This is a genomic window from Pseudomonas sp. NY15364 (genome assembly GCF_048068235.1).
In the GTDB taxonomy this organism is placed as follows: Bacteria; Pseudomonadota; Gammaproteobacteria; order Pseudomonadales; family Pseudomonadaceae; genus Aquipseudomonas; species Aquipseudomonas mendocina_D.
Genome location: NZ_JBLUPX010000013.1, coordinates 46,475 through 72,697, shown reverse-complemented (window position 1 = coordinate 72,697; position 26,223 = coordinate 46,475). Strand labels below are relative to the sequence as shown.

Here is a 26,223-nt window from a genome sequence, read left to right as displayed (position 1 = left end):
ACATCCTCACGCTGCGCCCGGTGCCATGGGAGGGGCTTTAGAACTGGCCGCGCCACTGACGTAGGGCGGGTGCAACCCGCCGTTGTCGGTCTGGCGGGTTTCACCCGCCCTACGGCTGACGGTGCGACGAACATCCCGCCGCGCCGCAACTCACTCCTTCCTCCAGCCCCTGCAGAATCGGACAATCCGGCCGGCTATCGCCCTGGCAACTGTTTGCCAGATCCACCAGCGTATCGCGCAAGGCGCTCATCTCGGCAATCTTGCGTTCCAGTTCGGCGATATGGCCCTCGGCCAGTGCCTTCACATCGGCACTGGCGCGCTGCTTGTCTTGCCACAGGGCCAGCAGCTTGCCGACTTCCTCCAGCGAAAAACCCAGATCCCGCGCCCGCTTGATAAAGGCCAGGCGGTGCAGGTCGCTGCTGCTGTACTGCCGATAGCCACTCTCCGAGCGCCCGGCATGGGGCAGCAGGTCGATGGACTCGTAGTAGCGAATCATCTTGGCGCTGAGGCCTGTGTGCTTGGCGGCTTGGCCGATGTTCATGCTCGCGGTCTCCAGCGATTGAGCAGCAACGCGTTGCTCACCACGCTGACGCTGGACAGCGCCATGGCGGCGCCAGCGAACATCGGGTTGAGCAGGCCGGCGGCGGCCAGCGGGATGCCGATCAGGTTGTAGATGAAGGCCCAGAACAGGTTCTGGCGGATCTTGGCATAGGTGCGCCGGCTGATGTCCAGCGCGGCCGGAACCAGGCGTGGGTCACCGCGCATCAGGGTGATGCCGGCGGCATGCATGGCCGCATCGGTGCCGCCGCCCATGGCGATACCGACGTCGGCTGCGGCCAGTGCTGGGGCGTCGTTGATGCCGTCGCCGACCATGGCCACGGTGCCGTGCTGGCGCAGTTCGCCGATCAGCCTCGCCTTGTCCGCTGGTAGCACCTGTGCATGAGGTTGGTCGATGCCCAGCACGCTGGCGACTGCGGCGACGCTGCCCGGGTTGTCGCCACTGATCAGGTGGCTGGTGATGCCCTGTTCGCGCAGTTCGGCGATTGCGTCGGCCGCACCATCCTTGAGTTGATCACCAAAGGCCAGCAGGCCGAGCAGGCGAGGAGTGTTGCCGCTTTCGAGCAGCCAGGACAGCGTACGGCCCTCGGCCTCCCAGGTGCGTGCGGATTCGGCCAGCGCACCCGCCTGCAACTGGTTTTCCTCCAGCAGGCGGCTGCTGCCCAGTTGCAGGCTGCGGCCCTCGATACTGCCAGCGATCCCACGACCGGCCAGCGCGCGGCTGTCGCTCAGTGCTGGCAGGGCGATATGCTGTTCGGCGCAGCGCTGCAAGACGGCCTTGGCCAGCGGATGTTCGCTGCCCTGTTGCAGGCTACCGGCCAGGCGCAGCAGTTCTGCCTCGTTGGATTCGCCCAGGCCGATATGGACGATGCGTGGCTTGCCTTCGGTGAGGGTGCCTGTCTTGTCGAAGGCGATGTGCTGCACGGCATGCGCCACTTCCAGCGCTTCGGCGTCCTTGATCAGGATGCCGTGGCGCGCGGCGACGCCGGTGCCGGCCATGATCGCGGTCGGCGTGGCCAGGCCCAGCGCGCAGGGACAGGCGATCACCAGCACGGCGACGGCATTGAGCAGGGCGCTTTCCAGTGGCGCGCCGAATGCCAGCCAGCCGAGCAGCGTGGCAAGGGCGATCAGCAGCACGGTTGGGACGAAGATCTGACTGACCTTGTCCACCAGCTTCTGGATCGGCGCCTTCGCTGCCTGAGCGTCTTCTACCAGACGGATGATCCGCGACAGCACGGTCTCTGCACCCAGGGCGGTAGTCTCCACCAGCAGGCGGCCTTCGCCGTTGATGGCGCCAGCGGTGACCTTGTCGCCCGGCTGTTTGGCCACCGGCAGGCTTTCACCGCTGATCAGCGCCTCGTCCGCATGGCTGTGGCCCTCCAGCACCTGGCCGTCGACCGGGAAGCGCTCGCCCGGCTTGACCAGGATATGGTCGCCCAGCGCCAGCTCGTCGATACCGACGTGTTCCTCGTGGCCATCCACAAGGCGCACCGCGTGGTCCGGGCGCAGTGCCTGCAACGCGCGAATGGCGCTGGCGGTCTGGCGCTTGGCACGGCTCTCAAGGTACTTGCCGAGCAGGATCAGGCTGATGATCACCGCCGAGGCTTCGAAGTAAAGGTGCGGCATTTGCCCGGCCGGCGTCACGGCCCACTGATACAGGCTCAGGCCGTAACCGGCGCTGGTGCCGATCGCCACGAGTTGGTCCATGTTGCCGGCGCGAGCCTTCAGCGCCTGCCAGGCTGCGCGATAGAAGCGCGCGCCGAAGATGACCTGCACCGGAGTGGCCAGAAGGAACTGCGCCCAGGCTGGCAGCATCCAGTGCAGGTCGAAGGGTTCGACCAGCATCGGCAGCACCAGCGGCAGGGTTAGGACGATGGCGGCGAGCAAGGTCAGACGTTCACGGCGTAGTCGGTGCTGGGCATCATCCGTGGTGGGGCGATCATCGAGCAGGCTGGCTTTATAACCGGCGGCAGCTACCGCCTTCAGCGCCTGTTGCGGGTCGAAACCGGCGAGCACCTGCAGGCGCGCCTTTTCATCGGCAAGATTGACGGCGACCTGGCTGACACCCGGCAACTTGTTCAGGGCGCGCTCGATACGACCGACGCAGCTAGCGCAGGTCATACCCTCGATGCCCAGCTCCAGCGGCTGGCTAGGCACGCTGTAACCGGCGCCCTCGATGGCGGTGATCAGTTGCGGCAGGCTGCCGGCTGGCGCTTCGATACGCGCCTGTTCATTGGCCAGGTTGACACTCGCGCTGCTCACCTCCGGCAATTTGCGTAACGCGCGCTCGACACGACCAGCGCAACTGGCGCAGGTCATGCCTCGGATCGGCAGGTCGAAAGTGGTCATGGTTCGGCTCCCTGTAGCTGAATGGCTACAGGATCAACCTTGACCCCATGGCAAGGTCAAGCCTTCAGTTCAGTGTTGGCGCGGCATGCAGTCGCAGGCCATCGCTGCCCATGGCGATGCGATAGCGGCGCACTTCGCCGGCCAGCAGTTCCAGTGACTGACCGGCGAGCTGGTTGATGCCGTCCTGACAGGAACCGGTGCCGGTCAGACCGAGACGCAGCGAGACCTTGCCCGGCGGCAGGTTGAAGGACACCGACTGGCCCTGGTGCAAGCGGGCGGCCATCTGGTCATGCAGGTACAGCGCGACCTCACAGGTGGTGGCCACTTCAAGGCGTTCGCGGGAGACGATCAGCACCGCATAACCTTCGCCCTGGCTGGTCGAAGGCAACGGGGTCAGTGGTTCGGCCTGGGTCAGAGGCGCCAGCAGCAGGGCAAGGGCGGAGCAGAGCAGACGCATGGTGATGACCCTCGTACGGGAACGCGGCAAATGACATGACGCAAGGGCTTGACCTTGCCACCGTGGCAAGGTCGAGACTACTCCCATCGACCACTGATTCAAGGAGCCAGTCATGCAAAAGTTCAAGGTTAGCGGAATGTCCTGCGGTCATTGCGTGCGCGCCGTCACCCAGGCGATCCAGGCGCTGGACCAGACGGCCTGCGTCGAAGTCGATCTGGCCGCTGGGCTGGTACGAGTGCAGGGCAATCTGGACGCTGCGCAGATCCAGGCCGCCATCCGTGAAGAGGGTTACGAGGTTGCACCCGCGTAGAACTCGGATCGGCTATGGCCACTGCCGCAGCAGGCCGCGAAAGCAGCTGTCGATCATCGCTGGCGTGTCGGTCTGGGCGTCGAACAGATTGGGATCGCGCAGCCAATCGCTGAACAGGCCGACGATTAGCGCGTGCAGCGTGCGCGAGGCCAGGCGTGGGGTGATGCCGGGGTGCAGGTGCGGTTGCACCTCTGGCAGGGCGAACTGTTGTTCGCACAGGGCGATGAACTGATTGACGAAGGCTTCGTGGCGCTCTTCGGCTTCGCGTAAATCCTCGGTGAACTCGCAGCGGCGCAGCAGCACGGTGAGGATGCACCGGCGTTGCTCATCCAGCACCAGATTGGCCATGGCTTCTATGCACAGGTCGCGCAGTAACTGCAGCGACGCCAGGCCGTCGACTGCGGCCAACTGTTCGGCCAGTGGCTCCAATGGCAGGCGTACCTGATTGAGCATTTCGTGGAACAGGTGCGCCTTGTTCTGGAAATGCCAATAAACCGCGCCGCGCGTGACCCCAGCATGCCGGGCGATATGCTCCAGGCTGGTATGGGCGACCCCGCGCTCGAGGAACAACTGTTCCGCAGCGGCGAGGATGGCGCAGCGGGTTTTCTCCGCATCTTCTTTGGTTCTACGCATGGCGATCCGGTTAATTGGAACTAGGCTCAGATTGTGCCGAGTTTACCGATTTTGCCCCGCCTGCTGGTGGCGGGCTTGGTTGTCCTGCTTCTGCCCTGTGTCTAGCCAAGGAGAGGAATGCCTCATGCCCTTCGTTCGTCTGGTCGGAGTCTGTCTGCCCTTCAGCCTGGTCCTGCTGGCCGCGAGCGTCGAGGCCGCCGAGGCGCCACCGACGGCGGTGACGGTCGAGCAGGTCAAGGCCGGCGAACTACCTATCGTGCTGGAGTATCCGGCGCGAACCGCTGGTTACCGCGAAGTGCAGGTTCGAGCCCAGGTCGGCGGCATTCTGCAGGAGCGCACCTACCAGGAGGGTAGTCGGGTGCAGAAGGATTAGGTGCTGTTTCGCATCGATTCGCGCCCCTACGAGGCGGCTCTGGCCCGTGCCAAGGGCGCGCTGGCGCAGGAGCAGGCGCGTTTCCGGCAGACCGATCGTGACCTCAAACGCATCCGCGAATTGCAGAAGAAGGGCTTCGCCAGCGAGAGTGAACTGGACAACGCCATCTCCAACTTCGAACAGAGCAAGGCCAATATCGAGGCGGCCCAGGCCGAGGTGCAGTCGCGCCAGATTGACCTCGACTACACCACGGTCAAGGCGCCGATCACCGGCATCACCAGCAAGGAAAGCGTTTCCGAAGGCAGCCTGATCGTCGCCGGTGATCCCAGTGCCAGCCTGCTGACGCAGATCACCCAGCTCGACCCGATCTTCGTCAACTTCGCTTACCCGGATGCCGAGGCCGAGCGTCTGCGCCGTGAAGTGTCCGAAGGCAGCCTGGCGCTGCCGGCCAGCGGCAAACTCAGCGTGGAAGTGCATTTTGGTGATGGCTCGGCCTATCCGACAGCGGGCGAAGTGGACTTCACCGACAGCCTGATCGATCGCGGTACCGGCACCGTCAGCGCCCGTGGCGTGGTGCCGAACCCCGATCAGAAGCTGTTGCCCGGGCAGTTCGTGCGTGTGCAGGTCAAGGGGCTGACCCGTCCCAACGCCATCACCGTACCGGAGCGCGCCGTCGCTCAGGGCCCGCGCGGGACCTTCGTCTACGTAGTGGACGAGCAAGGCCTCGCGCGCATGCGTCAGGTCACCACCGGTGATACGGCCAGCGGGCGCTGGGTGATTCTGGCTGGCGTCAGCGATGGTGAACGGGTGATCGTCGACGGCCTGGCCAAGGTGCGACCGGACAGCCCGGTCAAGGTCGAGGAGGCGAAGGCAGCCACGCCAGCCAGCCCGGCGCAGGAGTAACGGCCATGATCTCGCGCTTTTTCATCGACCGCCCGGTATTTGCCACCGTCATTTCCATCGTCATCGTGCTCGCCGGCTTGGCGGCGATGCGCGCGCTGCCCATTGCTCAGTACCCGGAAATCCTGCCGCCGCAGGTATCGGTCAGCGCCGCTTACCCCGGTGCTAGCTCGCAGGTCATCGCCGAAACCGTGGCGGCACCGCTGGAGCAGGAGATCAACGGCGTCGAGAACATGATCTACCAGCTGTCCAACTCCTCCAGCAGTGGGGCGATGAGCTTGACGGTGTACTTCGCGGTCGGCACCGACCCGGACCAGGCCACCATCAACGTCAACAACAAGGTGCAAGCAGCGTTGGCCAAGCTGCCGGAAGAAGTGCGCCGCCAGGGTGTGAAGGTGGAGAAGAAGTCTTCCGACATCCTCCAGGTGATCACCCTCTATTCGCCGGATGGTTCGCGCGACCCGATCTTCATCAGCAACTATGCGCTGATCAACGTCATCGACGAACTCAAGCGTCTCAAGGGCGTTGGTGATGCCAGCCAGTTCGGTTCCAAGGACTACTCCATGCGCATCTGGCTGCGCCCGGACAAGCTGGCGCAGTACAACCTGACGCCCACCGACGTGGTCAATGCCATTCGCGAGCAGAACTCGCAGTTCGCCGCCGGTAGCTTCGGCCAGCAGCCGCTGAAGGAGCCACAGGACTTCACCTACACCGTCACCACGAAAGGGCGTTTCACTGACCCGAAGGAGTTCGAGAGCGTCATCCTGCGTACCGACGATACCGGTGCCAGCCTGCTGCTCAAGGATGTGGCGCGGGTCGAGCTGGGCGCCCAGGACTACTCGCTGGTCACTACCCTCAATGGCCAGCAGAACGCCGCTTTCGGCATCTACCTGCAGCCCGGCGCCAACGCCCTGGACACCGCCGAAGCGGTCGAACGCACCATGCAGCGTCTGGCCAAGCGCTTCCCCGAGGGCATCGCCTACAAGATCCCCTACGACACCACCAAGTTCGTTCAGGTCTCGATCACTGAGGTGATCCACACTTTCTTCGAGGCGCTGGTGCTGGTGGTGTTGGTGGTGTTCATCTTCCTGCAGAACTGGCGCGCCACGCTGATTCCGGTGCTGGCGATTCCGGTATCGCTGGTCGGCACCTTTGCCGGCATGTACCTGCTGGGCTTCTCCATCAACCTGCTGACGTTGTTCGGCATGGTGCTGGCCATCGGCATCGTGGTGGACGATGCCATCGTGGTGATCGAGAACGTCGAGCGGGTGATGCGTACCCAGGGGCTGAATGCGCGAGCTGCCTCGATCAAGGCGATGGAGGAGGTGACCGGGCCGATCATTGCTATCGTTCTGGTGCTGTGCGCGGTGTTCGTGCCGGTGGGCTTTCTCGGCGGCCTGGCGGGGCAGATGTACAAGCAGTTCGCGATCACCATCGCAGTGTCGGTGGTGATTTCCGGCATCGTCGCCCTGACGCTTTCCCCCGCGCTTTGCGCGCTGTTGCTCAAGCCAGGCCATCACGAACCGGCGGCGCCTTTTCGTGCCTTCAACCGCTTCTTCGACAAGGCCACCGCAGGCTACGGCGCCGGCGTGCGTTTCTTCCTCAAGCGTTCGCTGGTCGGCCTGCTGCTGTTCGGCGGCATGATCGCGCTGATCATGCTGTTGTTCTCACGGGTGCCTGGCTCACTGGTGCCCGATGAGGATCAGGGCTATGTGATCAACGCCTACTACCTGCCGCCGGCCGCTTCGCTCAATCGCACCGAGGCGCTGAGTGGGGCGGTGAGCCAGCAATTGATGGAACATCCGGCAGTGGCGGATGTGGTGACCTTCGCCGGTTTCGATGTGCTCACCTTCGGCGTGCGCAGCAACGCCGGGGTGTCTTTCGTGCCGCTCAAGGACTGGAGTGAGCGCACCACTGCCGAGCTCGATGCACGCAATCTGACGCGCGAGTTCATGGGTATGGGCGCTGCGCAGAAGGATGGCCTGGTATTGTCGTTCAATCCACCGCCGATTACCGGCATGAGCACCACCGGTGGCTTCGAGTCCTTCATTCAGGACCGCTCCGGCGGCAGCGTCGAGCAGCTTGGCGAGAAGGTCCAGGCCTTCGTCGCGGCGGCTAGCAAGCGGCCGGAGCTGGCCGGCATCCAGAGCACCTTCAGCGCCAACGTGCCGCAGTACTACATTGACCTGGATCGCACCAAGACGCGGGCACTGGGCGTCAGCGTCAGCGATGTGTTCACCGCGATGCAGGCGACCTTCGGCAGTTACTACGTCAACGACTTCACGCTCTACGGGCGTACCTGGCAGGTCAGCCTGCAGTCCGAGTCGGAGTTCCGCCGCAAGCCGGAAGACCTCGGCCAGGTCTACGTGCGTTCCAGCAGTGGCGATCTGGTGCCGCTATCGACCCTGCTGCGGGTGCGGCGCATCCTCGGGCCGGATTCCTACGACCGTTTCAAGGTCTATCCATCGGCCAAGGTGCTTGGTGGCCCGGCGCCAGGCTACAGCTCCGGGCAGGCACTGGCGGCGATGCAGGAAGTGGCCGATGAGGTATTGGGCGAGGACTACAGCCTCGGCTGGATCGGCTCTGCGTATCAAGAGCTGGCGACTCAGGGTTCGGGCACTCAGGCCTTCGTCTTCGGCCTGATTCTGGTGTTCCTGATTCTCGCCGCGCAGTACGAGCGCTGGACGCTGCCGTTGGCAGTGGTCACCGCCGTGCCGTTCGCCGTGTTCGGCGCGATTCTCGCGGTGTGGCTGCGCGGCATTCAGAACGACGTGTACTTCCAGGTCGGCCTGGTCACCCTGATCGGTCTGGCAGCGAAGAACGCCATCCTTATCGTCGAGTTCGCCGTGTTGCTGCGTGCCGAGGGCAAGAGCATCTTCGAATCGGCGCTGGAGGCGGCCAAGCTGCGTTTCCGTCCCATCGTGATGACTTCGCTGGCGTTCATTCTCGGCTGTGTACCGCTGGCCATCAGCTCCGGTGCGGGATCGGCCAGTCGCCATTCCATCGGCACCGGGGTGATCGGCGGCATGCTCGCGGCGACCTTGTTGGCCACGTTCGTTATCCCGATGTTCTATCTGCTGGTGGAAACGGCAGCGCAACGGGTGAGCCGGCGCGGCAAGGCCAGGGAGGAAGAACAACCACATTGAGTCATCCGGGCCGTCCTTCGGCGGCCCGCGCTTTCGCAAGCTGCCCGGTCGGTGAGATGATTAGCCGGCTAATAATTCTCCGGATCATTCATGAACCTGCGAACCCTCCTGATTCTGGGCGCGCTCAGCGCTTTCGGCCCTCTGGCCATCGATTTCTACCTGCCGAGTTTCCCTACCCTGGCGCAGCAGTTCGGCACCGACGTCGAGCATATTCAGCTGTCGCTGGCGGCCTATTTCGTCGGCATCGCCATCGGCCAACTGTTCTACGGGCCACTGGCGGATCGTTTCGGGCGCCGCGTGCCGCTGCTGGTCGGGGTGACCCTGTTCACCCTGGCATCGCTGGCCTGCGCCCTGGCTCCCAGTCTGGAATGGTTGGTGGTCGCGCGTTTCGTGCAGGCCCTCGGTGGTTGCGCCGGCATGGTCATCACCCGCGCGGTAGTGCGCGATCTGTGCGACCCACTGGCCTCGGCCAAGGTGTTCTCGCAACTGGTGCTGGTGATGGGGCTGGCGCCGATTCTCGCGCCCCTGGGGGGCGGACTGCTGCTCAATACCCTGGGCTGGCCGTCGATTTTCCACAGTCTGGCAATCTTTGCCGGGTTGTGCCTGCTGGCCGTGCTGTTGTGGTTGCCGGAGACGCGCCCACAGCATCTGCCACCGGCCCCGCTGAATGGTGCCTTCGGCCAGTACCGCGCGCTGTTGGGCAATGCACCGTTCATGGGTTACAGCCTGGCCGGCGGTGTGGCGATGGCGGGCATGTTCGCCTACATCGCCGGCTCGCCCTTCGTGTTCATCGAGCTGTACGGTGTGCCGCCGGAGCACTATGGCTGGCTGTTCGGCAGCAACGCAGCGGGCTTCGTGATCATGGCGCAGGTCAATGCGCGTCTGGTGCGCAGTGGTGGCCCGGCGCTGTGGCTGCGGCGCATGGTGCTGGTGTACCTGGCCAGTGGCCTGTGTCTGCTGGTGCTGGCGTTGTGGCAACCGGCGCAGCTGTGGCCGCTGATGATTCCGCTGTTCATTTGCGTGGCCAGCCTCGGCTGCGTGTTGCCCAATGCCACGGCTTGCGCCATGGCTGGGCAGGGCCGTCATGCCGGCAGCGCATCCGGGTTGCTGGGCAGCATGCAGTTCAGTGTGGCAGCCAGCGCTTCGGCTTTGGTGGCCTTCCTGCATGATGGCTCGGCCATGCCCATGGCGCTGGTGATCGCCCTGTGCGGCGCTGCCGCCTGCGGCTTTGCCTGGTGGAGCAAGCGCTTCGTGGTGTGAGCCGATGTGTTATAGGCGCGCCGCCTTGAAGGTGTCGCAACGCCCTGGCTGACCGCTTTCAAAACCGCTGCTGAACCAGCGCACGCGCTGCTCTGAGGTGCCATGGGTGAAGGCGTCCGGCACTACTTGGCCGCGCGCCTGTTTTTGCAGACGGTCATCACCGATGGCGCTGGCGGCGTTCAGTGCTTCTTCAAGGTCACCCGCCTCCAGCCAGTCATGCCGGCGTTGCGCGTGATGCGCCCAGACCCCGGCCAGGCAGTCGGCCTGCAGTTCCTGGCGCACCAGCAGACCGCCATCACCCTCGACGCGTTCGCCACGTTGGCGCGCCGCATTGACCTTGGCCGAGACGCCGAGCAGCGTCTGCACGTGGTGGCCGACCTCATGGGCGATCACGTAGGCCTGGGCGAAGTCGCCGGCAGCGGAGAAACGCTGCTCCATCTCGCGAAAGAACGCCATGTCCAGATACACGCGCTGATCGCCAGGGCAGTAGAAGGGGCCGACCGCCGAACTGGCGAAACCACAGGCCGAATTGACGCCGCCGGAGAACAGCACCAGTTGCGGGTCGCGATATTGCTGGCCGGCCTGCTGGAACAGCTCGCGCCAGGTGTCTTCGGTGTCGCCAAGAATGGCGCGGACGAACTCGCTCTGTTGGTCGTTGGCCGGTGGTGCGCTCTGTGTCTGCGCGACCTGCGGCTGGGTAGCCTGGCCGGCGATCTGGCCGAGGATCTGCAGCGGGTCCTGGCCCATCAGCAAGCCGACGATGACGATCACTGCTACGCCACCGAGGCTCAGGCCGCCACCGAGGCGCCGGCCGGAGCGGCCGCGCGTATCCACCACGTTGTCACTGCGTCTACCGCGTTGCCAGCGCATGGCTGCACTCCCTGGTTGGTTATCGCAGCAGTGTAGTTGTGTCCGTGCCGGCTCAGTTGGCGGGGTAGTCGCTCAGCAGTTGATCCTGGCGCGAGTGATCCAGGCCGATGACCTGATAGACGTCGACACGACCGCCGTACTCCATGCCTGGCGAGCCCATGGGCATACCGGGTACAGCAGCGCCGACCAGATCGGGACGCTGACGCAGCTTGAGAATGTCGGCCGCCGGTACGTGGCCTTCGACGAATTTGCCGTCGATCACGCCGGTGTGGCAGGACGCCAGGCGCGGCGGAACGCCAAGGCGCTGTTTGACCGCACTCATGTCGGTCTCGACATGGTCGTTGACGGTGAAACCATTGTCCTGCAGATGGCTGATCCACGCCTTGCAGCAGCCACAATTGGCATCGCGGTGAACATCGATGGTCAGGGGTTCGCTGGCGTGAGCCAGACCGGAGACGAGGAAGAGGGCGAGCAAGGAACGACGCATGGCAAGGCTCCAGATAATCGAGCGCTCAGCATAGCGCCCGCATGACGACTGCCCAAGCCATTGCGACTATGCGTCGCGACCAGTGGCTGCCTATGCTAGTGGCAGCCACTCCTTGCCCGGAAATCTGCCAATGCTGTTTGCTCGAATCGTCCTGTCGATCCAGATCGCTGCCCTGCTCGTGTTGGGGCTGGCCTACTTCATTCGTCCCGAGGAAATGGCCAGCTTCAGTGGCGCATTGCTGATGGGCAGCGCCGCCGCGACTGAAGTGCGTGCCTATTACGGCGGCCTGCAATTGGGGCTGGCGGCTTACCTGGCGATGGCGCTGCTGCGTATGGATTTGCTGCGCCCGGCGCTGCTTCTGCTGGTACTGCTGTACAGCTCGCTGGCGTTGGCGCGCATTGCCGGGCTGTGGCTGGATGGCGGCGCACAGCAGACCTTCAACCTATACGCGCTGCTGCTTGAAGTGGCATCGGCCGCGCTGGCCTGGTGGGCGTTGCGCGGCTTGTCTCGCTGAGCCGGGACAAGGGCGAAAAACGACTCAGCGCCGCTCCAGCAGCACACCCGCTTCCATGTGGTGGGTGTAGGGAAACTGGTCGAACAGTGCGCTGCGCGTCACCTTGTGGGTGTCGCTCAACTGGGCGATGTTGGCGGCCAGGGTCTCCGGGTTGCAGGAGATGTACAGAATGCGCTCGAAGCGGCGGGTCAGCTCACAGGTGTCCGGGTCCATGCCGGCGCGCGGCGGGTCGACGAAGACGCTGCCGAACTCATAGCTCTTGAGATCGATACCGGCCAGGCGGCGGAATGGACGCACCTCGTTCAGCGCCTGGGTCAGCTCCTCGGCGGACAGGCGCACCAGCTCGACGTTGTTCACGCCGTTGTCAGCCAGGTTGGCCAGGGCGGCGTTCACCGAGGTCTTGCTGATCTCGGTCGCCAGGGCCTTGCGCACGCGGGTGGCCAGCGGCAGGGTGAAGTTGCCGTTGCCGCAGTACAACTCCAGCAGGTCGTCGTCGCGCTGGCCGAGGGCGTCATGGGCCCAGTTCAGCATCTTCTCGCAGACCTTGCCGTTGGGCTGGGTGAAGGCGCCTTCCGGTTGGCGATAACGGAAGCTGCGCCCGGCTACGGTCAGTTCTTCTTCCACATAGTCGCGACCGATCACCAGGCGCTGACCGCGGGAGCGGCCGACCAGGCTGACGTTCAGCGCGGCGGCCAGCTTTTCCGCCTCAGCTTGCCAGACGTCGTCCAGCGGGCGGTGGTAGGCCAGGGTGATCAGTGCATCACCGGCCAGGGTGGTGAGAAATTCCACCTGGAACAGTTTGAACGACAAGGCTTCGCTGGCCTGCCAGGCAGCGCGCAGGCGCGGCATCAACTCGTTGATGCGCAGGCTGGCAATGGGGAAGTTGTCGAGCAGAATCGGCGTATGCTTGTCGCCCGGCGCGAACATCGCGTAGTGGCGCTGGCCGTCTTCACGCCACAGGCGGAACTCGGCGCGCATGCGGTAGTGCTCGCGCGGTGAGTCGAACACTGCAGGCTCCGGGGCGGCGAAGGGCGCCAGCAGTTCGACCAGGCGGGCCTTCTTCTCGGCGAGTTGGGCGTCGTAGGTGGCGGGGTCGAATGCGGGGCGGCTCATCGGTCACTCATGGGGCAGGAAAACGGGGCGCCATTGTAGCGACTCCGTTGCCGATGTGCCGTTGTCGTCGATCATTGGTGGCGCTGGACGCGGAGCGTCCCGAGGAGGCGTTCCCACGTGGAGCGTGGGAACGATCATGACGAGGCCGATGGTAGGCTGAAGCGGAACGTCGCCCGGCCCACCCTACGCAGGTTGTCCGGGGGCGGCGTAGGGCGTACTCGCGAAGCAGTACGCCGTTATCGGCTGATCAGGCGAAGTAGGCCAGCTTGACCACGAACAGGGCCGAGAGCACCCACATCGCCGGGTTCAGTTCGCGCCAGCGGCCGGCCAGTACCTTGACCGCGGTCCAGGCGATGAAACCGAACGCGATGCCGTTGGCGATGGAGAAGGTCAGCGGCATGGCCAGGGCGGCGACCACCACCGGGGCGGCGACAGTCAGGTCGTCCCAGTCGATCTGCGCCAGGCTGCTCATCATCAGTACGGCGACGAACAGCAGCGCAGGCGCGGTGGCATAGGCCGGAACGGCGCCAGCCAGCGGGGCGAAGAACAGGGCCAGGAGGAACAGTGCGGCGACCACGCAGGCAGTCAGGCCGGTACGCCCACCGGCACTGATGCCGGCAGCGGATTCGATGTAGCTGGTGGTGGTGCTGGTGCCCAGCGCGGCGCCGGCCATGGTCGCGGTGCTGTCGGCCAGCAGGGCGCGGCCGAGGCGCGGCATCTTGCCGTCCTTGTCCAGCAGGTCGGCTTTTTGCGCTACGCCGACCAGGGTGCCGGAGGTGTCGAACAGGTCGACGAACAGGAAGGCGAAGATCACGCTGATCAGGCCGATATCCAGCGCACCGGCAATATCCAACTGCAACAGGGTCGGCATCAGCGACGGTGGCATCGACATCACGCCCTGCAGCTCGGACAGGCCGAGGGCAATGGACAGGCCGGTGACCAATAGGATGCCGATCATCACTGCGCCGGTGACCTTGCGATAGGCCAGTGCGGCGATGACGAAGAAGCCCAGGCAGGCCAGCAGCGCGCCGCCCTTGCTCATGTCGCCGAGGCCGACCAGGGTGGCCGGGTGATCGACCACGATGCCCGCGTTCTTAAGTGCGATGATCGCCAGGAACAGGCCGATACCGGCGGCGATACCGGCGCGTAGCGCCAGCGGGATGCTGTTGATGATCCACTCGCGGATCTTGAAGATCGACAGCAGAAAGAAGATTGCGCCGGAGAGGAACACCGCGCCCAGAGCGGTCTGCCAGCTGTAGCCCATGGTCATCACCACGGTGTAGGTGAAGAAGGCGTTGAGGCCCATGCCGGGCGCCAGGGCGATCGGGTAGTTGGCCAGCAGGCCCATGATCAGCGAGCCGATGGCGCCAGCCAGACAGGTGGCGACGAATACCGCACCGTGGTCCATGCCGGTCTTGGCGAGCATTTCCGGATTGACGAAGAGAATGTAGGCCATGGTCAGGAAGGTGGTGATCCCGGCCAGTACCTCGGTGCGCACCGTGGTGTTGTGGGCTTTGAGTTGGAACAGTCTTTCCAGCATGGTTGCTCCCCGAGGCGCAAGCGCGCCTGAATTGATCTGCACAAAGCAAAGCACATCCGTCCATGCAGGCCGGAAAATTGCTCGATTTCGCAAAAGCCGCGCATCATAACAGCAAGGTTTTGCCGGGTGAATTCAAGGTCTGTCGTGTCCTTTTATGACCAGATGGACAGTTTCATTTTCTGTCTGAAGGAGTAGTGAAATGAGCAAGCGAGCACTGATTACAGTCGCTGATGGTGTCGAAGATCTCGAATGTGTGACCCTGATCGATGTGCTGCGCCGCGCCGATGTCGAGGTACTGGTGGCGAGTATCGAAGAGCGCAGGATGATCACCTGCGCCCGTGGTACCCGGCTGACCGCTGATGCCATGCTGGTGGACGTGCTGGCACAGGATTTCGACCTGATCGTCCTGCCCGGCGGGATGCCTGGTGCGCAGCGCCTGGCCGAGTTCGAGCCGTTGGCCGAACGTGTGCGCAAGCAGGCCAAGGCGGGCGAGCTGTTTGCCGCGATCTGCGCCGCGCCTGCATTGGCCCTGCAGCAGTACGGGGTGCTCAGGCAGCGACGGATGACCTGCTATCCGGCGTTCAGTGATCGGCTGAGTGGCTGCACCTTCGTCGACGAGGCGGTGGTGGTCGATGGCAACTGCATTACCAGCCAGGGCCCGGGAACGGCGTTGGCCTTTGCCCTGACCCTGGTGGAGCAACTGGTCGGGCGCGGCACACGCAGCGAGGTAGCCAAGGCGATGCTGGCCTAGAGGCCGGTGAGAGGGCTGGTGCGCTACGGGTGTCAGCGCGCAGCGCAGCAAAGCGTAGGGTGCGCCGCGCGCACCGACAGCGCTACGACTGCTCCTGCTCCAGCAACCGCTGTTTGCGCTGCAACCCCCAGCGATAGCCGCTGAGGCTGCCATCGCTGGCCACGACACGATGGCAGGGTAGCAACAGACCGATGGCGTTGCTGGCACAGGCGCGGGCAATCGCCCTTGGGTGACTGTGCAGCTGTCCGGCTAGGTCGGCGTAGCTGCGGGTTTCGCCGCTGGGAATATGCTGCAGCGCCTGCCAGACGCGTTGCTGAAAGGCCGTGCCGCGAATATCCAGGGGCAGATGGGCGGCGCGCTCCGGCTCCTGTAATTGCGCCAACACTTGCTGCAGCCAGTTGCGCAGACCTTGTTCATCTTCTTCTAGCTGGGCGGCGGCGAAGCGTTGTTGCAACTCGTCACGCAAGGCAGTCGGCTCGTCGCCGAACAGCAATGCACAAACGCCCTTGTCACTGGTTGCCAGCAGCACCTGGCCGAGTGGGCTGGGGGCAATGCTGTAGTGCAGTCGTTCGCCTGCACCGCGAAGGCGGCGCTGCGCCGGGCTCATGGCCTGGGGCTTTTCATACAGCGCGCGGGTGCCGGAATAGCCCGCGGCCAGGGCCGCCTCGAGCACGTTATCTGCCTGTGGCAACTCGGCGTCCAGGCGCTGGCGGCGTTGCGCCGCCGCCCAGGCATTGGGCGTCATCCCGGTACGCGCCTTGAACGCACGGGCCAGGTGTGACGGCGACAAGCCAATGCGCGCTGCCAGTTGCGGCAGCGTCAGGCGCTGTTCACCGCGCAGAAGCTCACAGGCGGCCGCAACCAGTGCGTCGAGCTGCTGCGCCGGGCTTTGCCCCTGTGGCGAGCAGCGCTTGCACGGGCGAAAGCCAGCGGCCTCGGCACTGGCTGCATCGACATGGAATCTGACATTGTCGCGCCGTGGCCGCCGCGCAGGGCAGTTCGGCCGACAATAGATGCCGGTGCTGCGTACGGTGAAAACGAAGCGTCCGTCGAACGCCCCATCACGTTCGCAAACGGCCTGCCAACAGCGTTCCGGGTCGAGCATGGCGCAGCCCTTCTGGTCACGGTTTTGCTGACGATTGTCGGCTGCTCGGGTTGCGCTGCCAATCCGCATTGCACTTTCAAACCGCTGCCGAGGTCATTTGTATGTCGGCCTGAGCGCAAATACAGCCCAGCGCCTTTAATGATGACTAGGCAGGTGCCAGTGGAGGTCGCCATGCGCGGGATGCTCGATAGGCCGGAGCAGGAACTGATTCTGGTGGTGGACGATGCGGTGGACGCGCGCCAGCGCCTGGGCGCGCTATTGGTCGACCGCTACCAGGTGCGTCTGGTCGGCAGTGAGGAAGCGCTGCACGCTGCCAGGTCGCGACCGCAACCGGACCTGATTCTGCTCGACTGGCAGAACGACTATGCACTGTGTCGCGGGCTCAGCACCGACCCGCAGACCCGCCATATCCCGCTGATCCTCATCACGGCTCATAGCGATGCGGCCGACGAGCAACTGGGCTTCGACCTTGGCGCTGCCGACTACATCATCAAACCGGTCAGCGCGCCCATCGTGCTCGCGCGCGTTCGGGCGCAACTGCAGCTCAAGGCGGCCACCGATTACCTGCGTGACAAGAGCGAGTATCTGGAACTCGAGGTCAAGCGCCGCACGCGCGATATCCAGAACCTGCAGGACGTCACCATAGAGGCCATGGCCAGCGTTGCCGTCATGCGTGACAACCCGCGCAGCCGTCGTCTGGAGCGTATCGAACGCTACATGACCTGCCTGGCTGCTGCGTTTGCACGGCAGCAGCCGGCCTTGTCCGAGTCTCTGAACGAGGAGCGCATCGCTCAGTTGGGCAAGTCGGCCATGCTGCACGTGATCGACCGGCTGACCCTGCCAGATCGCGTACTGCTCAGCCATGGTGAGCCGGATGAAAATGATCTGCGCCTGCTGAGCGAGGGCGTGATCGCCGGACGTGATGCGCTCGAGCGCGCCGAGCGCAAATTGGGCAGCATCACCGACTTTCTCTCCGATGCCAAAGATATCGTCTACGGCCAGCATGAGCGCTGGGACGGCAAAGGCTATCCGCAGGGGTTGTTCGGCGAGCAGATTCCGCTGTCGGCGCGGCTGATGGCGCTGGTGGGGCACTTCGAAGAACTGAGCTGTCGGCATCCTTATCTGCAGCCGATCAGCCCGGCGCAGGCGGTGGCGCAGATCAGCGCGGCCAGCGGCACACGCTTCGATCCCATGGTGGTGTTGGCCTTCGTCGAAGTCACGGCGGAGTTTCTGCATATCGCCGAAACCTTGGCCGATGACGCTGCTGCGGTCGGCGTCGAGTTGCAGCGTCTGGAGGACTCGCTGGCCGAAAGCATCGAGCTGACCCTGCCACCAACGGCATAGGCGCGTCGTCAGACTAGGCGGCGCCGCGACACTCTACAGAGCGCCGCGGTCTTTGCCGTGAGCTAGTCGACGATCCGCTCCACATGGTGACAGGCCACCTGCCGTGCATCGATCAGGCGCAGCTCCGGGCGCTCGCTACGGCAGCGCTCGTCGGCATGCGGGCAGCGCTTGTGGAAGGCGCAGCCGGAGGGTGGATTCAGCGGATTTGGCAGCTCACCGCTGATCTTCATTCGCGGTTTGTCCGGATCGGGATGAATCGCCGGCGTCGCCGACAGCAGGGCGCGGGTATAAGGGTGCAGCGGCCGGCTGTAGAGCGCTTCGGCAGGGCCGATTTCCGCCGGGCGGCCGAGGTACATCACCAGCACGTCGTCGGCGACGTGGCGCACCACCGAGAGGTTGTGCGAGATGAACACGTAGCCTGTGGCGAACTGCTCCTGCAGATCCATGAACAGGTTGAGCACTTGTGCCTGGATCGACACGTCCAGCGCCGAGGTCGGTTCGTCCGCCACCAGCACCTTGGGTTGCAGCATCATCGCGCGGGCCAGGGCGATGCGCTGGCGCTGGCCGCCGGAGAACATGTGCGGGTAGCGCTGGTAATGCTCGGGGCGCAGGCCCACCTGCTGCATCATCGCTTGCACTTTCTCGCGGCGTTCGGCGCGCGACAGGCGGGTGTTGATCAGCAGCGGTTCGGCCAACTGATCACCGATCTTCTGCCGCGGATTGAGTGAGGCGTAGGGGTTCTGGAACACCATCTGCACATCGCGGCGCAGTTGCTTGCGCTCGGCATGGCTGGCGCCGGCCACTTCGTGCCCGGCGATCTGCAGGCTACCGGAACTGGGTGTTTCGATCAGGGTCAGGGCGCGGGCCAGGGTGGACTTGCCGCAGCCGGACTCGCCGACCACGGCCAGGGTCCTGCCGGACTGCAGGCTGAAGGACACGCCATTGAGCGCCTGGACCGTGGCCGCCGGCTTGAACAGGCCGCGCGAGACACTGTAGTGACGGGTCAGCTCACGGGCTTCGAGGACGGTACTCATCAGGCCACCTCCAGCGGGAAGAAGCAGCGCGCGGCGCCACGGTCATGTGGTTCCAGGGCTGGGCGTTGCTGGTGGCAGCGCTCCTGCACGTAGGGGCAGCGGGGTGACAGCAGGCAACCCAGCGGGCGGTCATAGCGGCCGGGCACGATACCGGGCAGGGTGGCCAGGCGGCTGGCACCGGCGCTGTGTTCGGGGATGGCCTTGAGCAAGGCCTCGGTATAGGGATGACTGGGCGCGTCGAACAGCGCCGGCACCTGACCCAGCTCTACCGCTTGCCCTGCGTACATCACGCAGACGCGCTGGGCGGTTTCGGCGACCACGGCCAGATCGTGAGTGATCAGCACCAGAGCCATGCCCTGATCGCGCTGCAGGTCGAGCAGCAATTCCATGATCTGCGCCTGAATGGTCACATCCAGCGCCGTGGTCGGTTCGTCGGCGATCAGCAGCTTGGGTTCGGCGGCAATCGCCATGGCGATCGCCACACGCTGGCTCATACCCCCGGACAGCTGATGCGGATAGGCATCGAGGCGACTGGCGGCACCAGGGATTTCCACTCGCTCCAACAACTCCTGGGCACGTACGCGTGCCGCTTTGCCCTTCAAACCGAGGTGCTGACGGAGCACTTCCTCGATCTGGAAACCCACGGTGTAGCTGGGGTTGAGAGCGGTCATCGGATCCTGGAAGACCATGGCCAGATCCTTGCCAACGATGTGCCGACGCTGGCGGCCCTTCAAGCGCAGCATGTCGGTGCCGTCGAACTGCATGCAGTCGGCCTGGACGATGCCGGGGGCGTCGATCAGGCCCATCAGCGCCATCATGGTGACCGACTTGCCGGAACCCGATTCGCCGACGATGGCCAGCACTTCGCCCTGCTCGACGCTGAGATCGAGGCCATCGACCACCGGCATGCCGGGGCCGAAGCGTACGGAGAGATTGCGGATATTCAGCAGGCTCATTCCTGGCTCCTCACTGCGCATTCTTCAATTTCGGGTCGAGCGCATCGCGCAGGCCGTCGCCCATCAGGTTGATCGCCAGCACGCTGAGCAGAATCGCCAGGCCGGGCAGGCTCACCACCCACCAGGCGCGCTCGATGTAGTCGCGCGCCGAGGCCAGCATGGTGCCCCACTCGGGCGTCGGCGGTTGTACGCCGAGGCCGAGAAAGCCCAGTGCGGCCGCGTCGAGAATCGCCGAGGAAAAGCTCAGGGTGGCCTGCACGATCAACGGTGCCATGCAGTTGGGCAGCACGGTGACGAACATCAGCCGTGGCAGATTGGCGCCGGCCAGCTGCGCAGCGGTGACGTAGTCTCGGTTCAGTTCACCCATCACGGCCGCGCGAGTCAGGCGCACATAGGAAGGCAGTGAGACGATGGCGATGGCGAAGATGGTGTTGATCAGCCCTGGGCCGAGGATGGCGACGATGGCCACCGCCAGCAGCAGCGAGGGCAGCGCCAGCATGATGTCCATCAGACGCATGATGCCGGGGCCGAGCAGACGCGGGAAAAAGCCGGCGACCAGGCCCAGCAGGATGCCGGGAATCAGCGACAGCAGCACCGATGCCAGGCCGATCAGCAGCGATAGGCGTGCACCGTGGATCAAGCGCGAGAGCAGGTCGCGGCCCAGTTCGTCGGTGCCGAGCAGGAACTGCCATTGGCCGCCTTCCAGCCACACCGGCGGGGTGAGCAGGAAGTCGCGGTACTGCTCGCTGGGATCGTGCGGTGCGACCCAGGGGGCGAACAGTGCGCAGAACACCAGCAGGATCATGAACGCCAGGCCGCCGAGGGCGCCGGTGTTGTGGGCGAAGGCTTGCCAGAACTCTTTCAGCGGCGAAGGGTAGAGCAGGCTCTGGTCGAGTGGGGTGGAGGTGGTCATGGGCGCACCTCTTGTAGGGTGGACGACGCTTCACCCGTCCCCCGGCGTGTTTTCACGGTGGATGAAAAGCGTGTCATCCACCCTACACAAACGATGTGGCTATGCATGGCGCCTTCCTTACTTCTGATGGCGAATACGTGGGTTGGCCAGGCCATAGAGGATGTCCACGGTGAAGTTGACCAGGATCACCAGGCAGGCGATCAGCAGAATGCCGTTTTGCACAACCGGGTAGTCGCGGGCACCGATGGCTTCGATCAACCACTTGCCGATGCCCGGCCAGGAGAAGATGGTCTCGGTCAGCACGGCACCGGCCAGCAGGGTGCCGACCTGCAGGCCGAACACGGTCAGCACCGGGATCAAGGCATTGCGCAGGCCATGCACGAAGACCACGCGCGTCGGCGACAGGCCTTTGGCCCGCGCGGTGCGGATGTAGTCCTCGCGCAGCACTTCGAGCATGGCCGAGCGGGTCATGCGCGCGATCACCGCCAGCGGGATGGTGCCGAGCACGATGGCCGGCAGGATCAGGTGGCGCAGGGCGTCGACGAAGGCGCCTGGCTCGTCGGAAAGCAGTGTGTCGATCAGCATGAAGCCGGTGACCGGCGGGATGTCGTAGAGCAGATCGATACGTCCTGAAACCGGTGTCCAGCCTAGGCCCACCGAGAAGAACATGATCAGCAGCAGGCCCCACCAGAATATCGGCATGGAATAGCCGGTCAGGGCAATGCTCATCACGCCGTGATCCAGCGCTGTACCGCGCTTGAGTGCGGCGACCACCCCGGCGATCAGGCCCAGGGTGCCGGCAAATAGCAAAGCGGCCAGGGCCAGTTCGACGGTGGCGGGAAACAGGGTGAGAAACTCGTTCCACACGCTTTCACGCGAGCGCAGCGATTCGCCGAGGTTGCCGCTGGCGAGTTGCCCGATGTAGTCGAAGTACTGCTGGTACAACGGCTTGTTCAGCCCCAGACGCTCCATGGCCTGGGCGTGCATTTCCGGGTCGACGCGGCGTTCGCCCATCATCACCTCCACCGGGTCACCGGGGATCAGGCGGATCAGCGCGAAGGTCAGCAGGGTGACGCCGAAGAAGGTGGGGATCAGCAGCCCCAGGCGTCTGGCGATAAATGACAGCATCAGGCGTTTTGACTCCATGACGGTATGTGCTCACCGGACTGCATGGCCCGGTGTCGTTTTGGATAGTGCGTAGCCCGGATGCAATCCGGGGCATTCGCGGAGTGACCGGTGCCTTGTGGGAGGCGCTTCAGCGACGACAGGTTCGCCGCTAAAGCCCCTCCCACAAAAGCGTGGCGCGGACGGCTCACGGCAGCTTCACCCGGGCAAAGTTGTTCGAGCCCAGCGGGCTGAGCACGAAGCCCTCGACGCCTTTGCGCAACGCTGCGAACTGTTTCGGGTGGGCCAGGGCGATCCACGGCGCCTGCTCATGGAAGATCGTCAGGGCCTGGCGATACAGCGCGGCGCGTTTGCTCTGCTCGGGTTCGCGACGTGCCTGGGTGATCAGGGCATCGAAGGTCTGGTCGCACCACCCTGCCTGGTTCTCGCCGCTCTCGGCCGCGGCGCAGGACAGGTTGGGGGTGAGGAAGTTGTCCGGGTCACCGTTGTCACCGGCCCAGCCCATGAGTACCAGGTCGTGCTCACCGTTCTTGGCGCGCTTGATCAGCTCGCCCCACTCGAACACGCGAATATCGCTGCGAATGCCGATGGCGGCTAGATCGGCCTGCAGCATCTGTGCGCCAATACCAGGGTTGGGGTTGGTCGGCCCGCCGCCGGGGCGGGTCCAGATCGACAGGGCGAAGCCATCGGCGTGACCGGCCTCGGCCAGCAACTGGCGGGCGCGTTCGGGATCGTGCGGCCAGTCCTGCAGCGTGTCGTCGTGGCCCCACAGGGTAGCCGGGTAGGGCGCCACGGCCGGCGTGGCATTGCCTTCGCCATACTGCGCGCGAATGTAGGCGGCCTTGTCGAAGGCCAGGTTCAGCGCCTGGCGCACGCGCACGTCGTCCAGCGGCGGATGACGGGTGTTGATGCCGATATAGGCGGTGAGCAGCGAATCCATCTCCAGCACCTGCAGTTTCGGGTCGGCTCTCATGGCCGGGATGTCGACGGGGCGTGGGAACAGGGTGATCTGGCAGTCGCCTGCCTTTAGCCTTTGCTGGCGCACGTTGGGCTCGGGGCTGATGGCCAGTATCAGGCGCTCGACCTGCGGTGCGCCATTCCAGTAATCCGGGTTGCCGCGAAAGCGTACCTGGGCGTCCTTGGCATAGCGCTCGAACACGAAAGGCCCGGTGCCAATCGGGGCATTGTTCAGGCGTTCGGGGGTATTCGTTGCGAGCAGGTGCTCGGCATACTCGGCCGAATAGATCGAGGCGAAGCCCATGGCCAGGTTGGCCAGGAAGGGCGCTTCCGGGTGTTTGAGAACGAAGCGCACGCGATGCTCGTCGAGCTTGTCGATACGCTCGATCAACTGCGCCAGGCCCATGGCCTCGGCATAGGGGAAGCCGCGCAGCGACAACTTGTGCCAGGGATGTGCCGGGTCGAGCTGGCGCTGGAAACTCCATAGCACGTCATCGGCATTGAGCTCACGAGTCGGGCTGAAGCCCTGGTTGGCATGGAATTTCACTCCCTGGCGCAGGGTGAAGGTGTAGCTCAGACCGTCATCGGCTATTTTCCAACTTTCTGCCAATGCCGGGACGATTTCGGTGCTGCCGGGGGCGAAGTCCACCAAGCGTTCGAACAGGGTTTCCGCCGTTGCATCGGCGGTGGTGGCTGCGGTGTATTGAACGATATCGAAGCCTTCCGGGCTGGCTTCGCTGCAGACCACCAGGTTGGCCGCCTGGGCCTGCGCGGCAAGCAGCGCGGCAAACAGCAAACTGCCGCGCAGAAGGGGAAAGGTAGGCATGCTGGCTCCTGGTTGAACGTCCTGCAATCGGCGCCCCTTCAAGGGCGCCGATGCAGATTGTTACTTGCCGATACCTACACCATAGAACGAGTTGATGCCGAACGGGCTGATACGGAAGTCCTGCACTTCCTTGCGCATCGGCTGGTACACGGTGGAGTGGGCCAGCGGAGTGATCGGCACCTCGCGCTTGAGGATCACCTGCGCCTGTTTGTACAGCTCGGTGCGTTCGGCTACGTCGGTGGTGCGTTTGGCGGCCTTGACCAGCTTGTCGTAGTCCTCGAAGCACCATTTGGAGAAGTTGTTGCCGTCGACCGCGTCGCAGCCATAAAGGGTGCCGAGCCAGTTGTCGGGATCACCGTTGTCGCCGCTCCAGCCGATCAGCATGGCGTCGTGCTCGCCGGCCTTGGCGCGCTTGAGGTATTCGCCCCACTCGTAGGTGACGATGCGTGCCTTGATGCCGATCTTGGCCCAGTCGGCCTGCAGGATCTCGGCGATCTGCTTGGCGTTGGGGTTGTACGGGCGCTGTACCGGCATGGCCCACAAGGTGATCTCGGTGCCTTCCTTGACGCCTGCAGCTGTGAGCAGCTCCTTGGCTTTTTTCGGGTCGAAGGCCGGGTCCTTGATGTCTTCGTTATACGACCACTGGGTCGGCGGCATACCGTTGACGGCCAACTGCCCGGCGTTCTGGTAAACGGCGTCGAGAATTGCCTGCTTGTTCACCGCCATGTCCAGCGCCTGGCGCACTTCCAGTTTGTCGAACGGTGGGTGGGTAACGTTGTAGGCGATGTAGCCGACGTTGAAGCCGGCCTGCTCGGGCATCTTCAGCTTGGCGTCCTGCTGAAGCGAGGCGATGTCGGCCGGGCGTGGGAACAGGGTGACATGGCATTCGCCGGCACGCAGTTTCTGCATGCGCACGGACGAGTCGGTATTGATGGCGAAGATCAGGTTGTCGACCTTCACATCCTCGGGCTTCCAGTAGTCTTGGTTACCCTTGTAACGGATCACCGCGTCCTTCTGGTAACGGCTGAACACGAAGGGGCCGGTGCCGATGGGTTTCTGGTTGATGTCAGCGGCCTTGCCAGCTTTGAGCAACTGGTCGGCGTACTCGGCAGACTGGATCGAGGCAAAGCTCATCGCCAGGTTCTGCACGAAGGCGGCGTCCACTTCGTTGAGAGTGACGCGCACGGTCATGTCATCGAGCTTCTCCAGCTTGGCGATGTTGCTGTCCATGCCCATGTCGGTGAAGTAGGGAAACTCGGTGGGGTACGCCTTGCGGAACGGGTGGTCCTTGTCGAGCATGCGGCCAAAGGTGAATAGCACGTCGTCGGCATTGAACTCGCGGCTGGGCTTGAAGTAATCGGTGGTGTGGAATTTCACCCCGGGGCGCAGCTTGAAGGTGTAGGTCAGGCCGTCGTCGGACACTTCCCAGCTTTGCGCCAGGCCGGGCTCGACCTTGGTGCCGCCGCGCTCGAACTGGGTCAGGCGGTTGAAGATGGTTTCCGCGGCGGCGTCGAAATCGGTGCCGGTGGTGTACAGGCCTGGGTCGAAACCGGCCGGGCTGCCTTCGGAACAGAACACCAGGTTGGCGGCGCTGGCGAGGGGGGCGCCGGCGATCAGCCCAGCGGTGATTAAAGCCTGGATAACGGCGTTCTTGCGCATCTTGACCTCATCGTTGTTGTGGTTGTGGTCCTTGAGGAGTCTCTTGTAGAAACCACCAACGAAACTATGCAGGCCTTGTGCCTGAGGCAAGAGGGGCGCCGTGTGGAAAATGGTTAGCGCTACAGCGCTGTAATTTGCTGTCGCATTTATGAAAAAGTTGCAGAGAAAAGATGGCAAAACGCCGTTATCTGGCGATAACGGCGCTGCTTTGTTGCGGAGCGTGGTTCAGGGCATCTGCACTTCGATGACGCCATCGGCGCTGACCGTGACCTGGCTGGTGCCGGCTTCGATTTGCGGTGTGGGGGCCGAGTCCATCATCGCCATGCCCTTGGCTTCGAAGTTGCGCATGGCCATTGGCGGCTGGAAGCCACCGGTGTTGAGGTTCAGGCTGACCAGCTTGTAGCCCTTGCCACCCAGCGCTTCGGTAGCCAGTTGCGCGCGCGCCTTGAAGGCATTCACGGCGTCCTTGAGCATGGCGTCTTCACGGGTTTTGCGGGTGTCGGTGGCGATGCTGAAATCCATGCCGGCCATCTTCATCGATTGCAGCAATTCACCGGTGAGGGTGGACAAGCGGGCGAAGTCAGCGCTTTCCAGGCGCACCTCGGCGCGCTCGCGCCAGGCGGTGATCTTCTGGCCCTTGTCGTCATACACCGGGTAGCTGTTGCGGCTGCCGAGTTTGACCGCCACGCCCTTGACCTGACGCACCTGCTCCAGCGTCTTGTTGAGGGTAGTGGTGATCTCGGCGGCCAGTTTGGCCGGGTCGTTGTGCTGCGCTTCGGTATAGAGGGTGACGTGCATCAGATCGTGCGCCACTTCCTGATTGACCTCGGCGCGCAGGGCGATCTGGTTGTAACGCGCCTCGGCGGCCAGCAGGCCGGTGCTGGCCAGGCTGGCGGCGGTGAGGGCGAGGGCGGTGGCGATACGGGTCATGGTGCGCATGTGCGGTTCCTTTTTCGATGGCCTTGTGGCCGTTTCCCGAGGTTAGACGAAGGCGAGTCGCGATCCGGGTTAATGCCGTGCAATTTTTTTTCATCCTGCCCACC

The 26,223-nt window shown here is 64.2% G+C and carries 22 protein-coding genes and 1 pseudogene; 7 read left to right on the top strand and 16 right to left on the bottom strand.

Translation table 11 applies throughout. The annotated features are described in order from the left end of the window. Nucleotides 1–109 precede the first annotated feature (109 nt). The 3 genes from cueR to ACNFCJ_RS13130 form a co-directional block, all read right to left on the bottom strand. A complete protein-coding gene (cueR, locus tag ACNFCJ_RS13140) occupies nucleotides 110–541 on the bottom strand; it encodes a Cu(I)-responsive transcriptional regulator (RefSeq protein WP_179575580.1) in 432 nt (143 codons plus the stop codon). Further along, the gene (locus tag ACNFCJ_RS13135; RefSeq protein WP_416771761.1) at nucleotides 538–2,907 is read right to left on the bottom strand and encodes a heavy metal translocating P-type ATPase; all 2,370 of its coding nucleotides are present in this window, start codon (nucleotides 2,905–2,907) and stop codon (nucleotides 538–540) included. Before ACNFCJ_RS13135 ends, cueR begins: the two co-directional genes overlap by 4 nt. Nucleotides 2,908–2,971: 64 nt before the next feature. Then, nucleotides 2,972–3,364, bottom strand: a complete 393-nt coding sequence (locus tag ACNFCJ_RS13130) for a hypothetical protein (protein WP_416771760.1) — start codon at nucleotides 3,362–3,364, stop codon at nucleotides 2,972–2,974. Between the two features lie 112 nt (nucleotides 3,365–3,476). Here ACNFCJ_RS13130 and ACNFCJ_RS13125 point away from each other — a divergent pair, with 112 nt between their 5' ends. After that, nucleotides 3,477–3,674, top strand: a complete 198-nt coding sequence (locus ACNFCJ_RS13125; RefSeq protein WP_416771758.1) for a heavy-metal-associated domain-containing protein — start codon at nucleotides 3,477–3,479, stop codon at nucleotides 3,672–3,674. A gap of 12 nt (nucleotides 3,675–3,686) precedes the next feature. On the opposite strand, the gene ACNFCJ_RS13120 is transcribed toward ACNFCJ_RS13125, so the two are convergent. Beyond that, on the bottom strand, nucleotides 3,687–4,307 hold the full coding sequence (locus tag ACNFCJ_RS13120) for a TetR family transcriptional regulator (protein ID WP_416771756.1): 621 nt from the start codon (nucleotides 4,305–4,307) through the stop codon (nucleotides 3,687–3,689). Between the two features lie 124 nt (nucleotides 4,308–4,431). Between ACNFCJ_RS13120 and ACNFCJ_RS13115 the strand changes: the two are divergent. From ACNFCJ_RS13115 to ACNFCJ_RS13105, 3 genes and pseudogenes are all read left to right on the top strand, one after another. Next, a pseudogene (locus tag ACNFCJ_RS13115) lies at nucleotides 4,432–5,583 on the top strand (efflux RND transporter periplasmic adaptor subunit). Between the two features lie 5 nt (nucleotides 5,584–5,588). After that, on the top strand, nucleotides 5,589–8,726 hold the full coding sequence (locus ACNFCJ_RS13110) for an efflux RND transporter permease subunit (protein ID WP_416771754.1): 3,138 nt from the start codon (nucleotides 5,589–5,591) through the stop codon (nucleotides 8,724–8,726). A gap of 90 nt (nucleotides 8,727–8,816) precedes the next feature. Then, nucleotides 8,817–9,986: a Bcr/CflA family multidrug efflux MFS transporter gene (locus ACNFCJ_RS13105; RefSeq protein WP_416771752.1), complete on the top strand. Its 1,170-nt coding sequence runs from the start codon at nucleotides 8,817–8,819 to the stop codon at nucleotides 9,984–9,986. 9 nt (nucleotides 9,987–9,995) lie between these two features. On the opposite strand, the gene ACNFCJ_RS13100 is transcribed toward ACNFCJ_RS13105, so the two are convergent. Together ACNFCJ_RS13100 and ACNFCJ_RS13095 are read right to left on the bottom strand one after the other, a co-directional pair. Then, the gene (locus tag ACNFCJ_RS13100; RefSeq protein WP_416771751.1) at nucleotides 9,996–10,856 is read right to left on the bottom strand and encodes a neutral zinc metallopeptidase; all 861 of its coding nucleotides are present in this window, start codon (nucleotides 10,854–10,856) and stop codon (nucleotides 9,996–9,998) included. A 52-nt stretch (nucleotides 10,857–10,908) separates the two neighbouring features. Then, nucleotides 10,909–11,343, bottom strand: a complete 435-nt coding sequence (locus ACNFCJ_RS13095) for a DUF411 domain-containing protein (protein ID WP_416771749.1) — start codon at nucleotides 11,341–11,343, stop codon at nucleotides 10,909–10,911. A 130-nt stretch (nucleotides 11,344–11,473) separates the two neighbouring features. Between ACNFCJ_RS13095 and ACNFCJ_RS13090 the strand changes: the two genes are divergently transcribed. Next, nucleotides 11,474–11,857: a DUF4345 family protein gene (locus ACNFCJ_RS13090; RefSeq protein ID WP_416771748.1), complete on the top strand. Its 384-nt coding sequence runs from the start codon at nucleotides 11,474–11,476 to the stop codon at nucleotides 11,855–11,857. A 24-nt stretch (nucleotides 11,858–11,881) separates the two neighbouring features. Here the strand turns inward: ACNFCJ_RS13090 and trmA are convergent, their stop codons facing one another. Next, nucleotides 11,882–12,970, bottom strand: coding sequence for a tRNA (uridine(54)-C5)-methyltransferase TrmA (gene trmA, locus ACNFCJ_RS13085; RefSeq protein WP_416771747.1), 1,089 nt, complete (start codon nucleotides 12,968–12,970; stop codon nucleotides 11,882–11,884). A 247-nt stretch (nucleotides 12,971–13,217) separates the two neighbouring features. Next, nucleotides 13,218–14,510, bottom strand: a complete 1,293-nt coding sequence (locus tag ACNFCJ_RS13080) for an NCS2 family permease (RefSeq protein ID WP_416771746.1) — start codon at nucleotides 14,508–14,510, stop codon at nucleotides 13,218–13,220. A 199-nt stretch (nucleotides 14,511–14,709) separates the two neighbouring features. Between ACNFCJ_RS13080 and ACNFCJ_RS13075 the strand changes: the two genes are divergently transcribed. Next, nucleotides 14,710–15,261 carry a DJ-1 family glyoxalase III gene (locus tag ACNFCJ_RS13075; protein ID WP_416771744.1) on the top strand — a complete coding sequence of 184 codons (552 nt, stop codon included), beginning with the start codon at nucleotides 14,710–14,712 and terminating at the stop codon, nucleotides 15,259–15,261. Nucleotides 15,262–15,343: 82 nt separating this feature from the next. On the opposite strand, the gene ada is transcribed toward ACNFCJ_RS13075, so the two are convergent. Next, a complete protein-coding gene (gene ada / locus ACNFCJ_RS13070) occupies nucleotides 15,344–16,366 on the bottom strand; it encodes a bifunctional DNA-binding transcriptional regulator/O6-methylguanine-DNA methyltransferase Ada (RefSeq protein WP_416771826.1) in 1,023 nt (340 codons plus the stop codon). A 171-nt stretch (nucleotides 16,367–16,537) separates the two neighbouring features. Here ada and ACNFCJ_RS13065 point away from each other — a divergent pair, with 171 nt between their 5' ends. Beyond that, a complete protein-coding gene (locus ACNFCJ_RS13065) occupies nucleotides 16,538–17,710 on the top strand; it encodes an HD domain-containing phosphohydrolase (RefSeq protein WP_416771742.1) in 1,173 nt (390 codons plus the stop codon). A 62-nt stretch (nucleotides 17,711–17,772) separates the two neighbouring features. Here the strand turns inward: ACNFCJ_RS13065 and ACNFCJ_RS13060 are convergent, their stop codons facing one another. From ACNFCJ_RS13060 to ACNFCJ_RS13030, 7 genes are all read right to left on the bottom strand, one after another. Continuing rightward, on the bottom strand, nucleotides 17,773–18,744 hold the full coding sequence (locus ACNFCJ_RS13060) for a peptide ABC transporter ATP-binding protein (RefSeq protein ID WP_416771741.1): 972 nt from the start codon (nucleotides 18,742–18,744) through the stop codon (nucleotides 17,773–17,775). Beyond that, nucleotides 18,744–19,700 (bottom strand): ABC transporter ATP-binding protein, encoded by a 957-nt coding sequence (locus tag ACNFCJ_RS13055; RefSeq protein ID WP_416771739.1) that lies wholly within the window; start codon nucleotides 19,698–19,700, stop codon nucleotides 18,744–18,746. Before ACNFCJ_RS13055 ends, ACNFCJ_RS13060 begins: the two co-directional genes overlap by 1 nt. 10 nt (nucleotides 19,701–19,710) lie before the next feature. Beyond that, nucleotides 19,711–20,613, bottom strand: coding sequence for an ABC transporter permease subunit (locus tag ACNFCJ_RS13050; protein WP_106732694.1), 903 nt, complete (start codon nucleotides 20,611–20,613; stop codon nucleotides 19,711–19,713). Nucleotides 20,614–20,730: 117 nt separating this feature from the next. Continuing rightward, nucleotides 20,731–21,741 carry an ABC transporter permease subunit gene (locus tag ACNFCJ_RS13045; protein WP_125880067.1) on the bottom strand — a complete coding sequence of 337 codons (1,011 nt, stop codon included), beginning with the start codon at nucleotides 21,739–21,741 and terminating at the stop codon, nucleotides 20,731–20,733. A 184-nt stretch (nucleotides 21,742–21,925) separates the two neighbouring features. After that, nucleotides 21,926–23,521, bottom strand: a complete 1,596-nt coding sequence (locus tag ACNFCJ_RS13040; RefSeq protein ID WP_416771738.1) for an ABC transporter substrate-binding protein — start codon at nucleotides 23,519–23,521, stop codon at nucleotides 21,926–21,928. Nucleotides 23,522–23,581: 60 nt separating this feature from the next. Continuing rightward, complete coding sequence (locus ACNFCJ_RS13035) at nucleotides 23,582–25,180, bottom strand: ABC transporter substrate-binding protein (RefSeq protein WP_416771825.1); 1,599 nt, start codon at nucleotides 25,178–25,180, stop codon at nucleotides 23,582–23,584. A 225-nt stretch (nucleotides 25,181–25,405) separates the two neighbouring features. After that, a complete protein-coding gene (locus tag ACNFCJ_RS13030; RefSeq protein ID WP_106732703.1) occupies nucleotides 25,406–26,119 on the bottom strand; it encodes an SIMPL domain-containing protein in 714 nt (237 codons plus the stop codon). Nucleotides 26,120–26,223 lie beyond the last annotated feature (104 nt).

Bases quoted from the DNA above. Each gene is read 5' to 3' on its own strand.
- cueR (WP_179575580.1), bottom strand. From the start codon at position 541: ATGAACATCGGCCAAGCCGCCAAGCACACAGGCCTCAGCGCCAAGATG.
- ACNFCJ_RS13135 (WP_416771761.1), bottom strand. From the start codon at position 2,907: ATGACCACTTTCGACCTGCCGATCCGAGGCATGACCTGCGCCAGTTGC.
- ACNFCJ_RS13130 (WP_416771760.1), bottom strand. From the start codon at position 3,364: ATGCGTCTGCTCTGCTCCGCCCTTGCCCTGCTGCTGGCGCCTCTGACC.
- ACNFCJ_RS13125 (WP_416771758.1), top strand. From the start codon at position 3,477: ATGCAAAAGTTCAAGGTTAGCGGAATGTCCTGCGGTCATTGCGTGCGC.
- ACNFCJ_RS13120 (WP_416771756.1), bottom strand. From the start codon at position 4,307: ATGCGTAGAACCAAAGAAGATGCGGAGAAAACCCGCTGCGCCATCCTC.
- ACNFCJ_RS13110 (WP_416771754.1), top strand. From the start codon at position 5,589: ATGATCTCGCGCTTTTTCATCGACCGCCCGGTATTTGCCACCGTCATT.
- ACNFCJ_RS13105 (WP_416771752.1), top strand. From the start codon at position 8,817: ATGAACCTGCGAACCCTCCTGATTCTGGGCGCGCTCAGCGCTTTCGGC.
- ACNFCJ_RS13100 (WP_416771751.1), bottom strand. From the start codon at position 10,856: ATGCGCTGGCAACGCGGTAGACGCAGTGACAACGTGGTGGATACGCGC.
- ACNFCJ_RS13095 (WP_416771749.1), bottom strand. From the start codon at position 11,343: ATGCGTCGTTCCTTGCTCGCCCTCTTCCTCGTCTCCGGTCTGGCTCAC.
- ACNFCJ_RS13090 (WP_416771748.1), top strand. From the start codon at position 11,474: ATGCTGTTTGCTCGAATCGTCCTGTCGATCCAGATCGCTGCCCTGCTC.
- trmA (WP_416771747.1), bottom strand. From the start codon at position 12,970: ATGAGCCGCCCCGCATTCGACCCCGCCACCTACGACGCCCAACTCGCC.
- ACNFCJ_RS13080 (WP_416771746.1), bottom strand. From the start codon at position 14,510: ATGCTGGAAAGACTGTTCCAACTCAAAGCCCACAACACCACGGTGCGC.
- ACNFCJ_RS13075 (WP_416771744.1), top strand. From the start codon at position 14,710: ATGAGCAAGCGAGCACTGATTACAGTCGCTGATGGTGTCGAAGATCTC.
- ada (WP_416771826.1), bottom strand. From the start codon at position 16,366: ATGCTCGACCCGGAACGCTGTTGGCAGGCCGTTTGCGAACGTGATGGG.
- ACNFCJ_RS13065 (WP_416771742.1), top strand. From the start codon at position 16,538: ATGCGCGGGATGCTCGATAGGCCGGAGCAGGAACTGATTCTGGTGGTG.
- ACNFCJ_RS13060 (WP_416771741.1), bottom strand. From the start codon at position 18,744: ATGAGTACCGTCCTCGAAGCCCGTGAGCTGACCCGTCACTACAGTGTC.
- ACNFCJ_RS13055 (WP_416771739.1), bottom strand. From the start codon at position 19,700: ATGAGCCTGCTGAATATCCGCAATCTCTCCGTACGCTTCGGCCCCGGC.
- ACNFCJ_RS13050 (WP_106732694.1), bottom strand. From the start codon at position 20,613: ATGACCACCTCCACCCCACTCGACCAGAGCCTGCTCTACCCTTCGCCG.
- ACNFCJ_RS13045 (WP_125880067.1), bottom strand. From the start codon at position 21,741: ATGCTGTCATTTATCGCCAGACGCCTGGGGCTGCTGATCCCCACCTTC.
- ACNFCJ_RS13040 (WP_416771738.1), bottom strand. From the start codon at position 23,521: ATGCCTACCTTTCCCCTTCTGCGCGGCAGTTTGCTGTTTGCCGCGCTG.
- ACNFCJ_RS13035 (WP_416771825.1), bottom strand. From the start codon at position 25,180: ATGCGCAAGAACGCCGTTATCCAGGCTTTAATCACCGCTGGGCTGATC.
- ACNFCJ_RS13030 (WP_106732703.1), bottom strand. From the start codon at position 26,119: ATGCGCACCATGACCCGTATCGCCACCGCCCTCGCCCTCACCGCCGCC.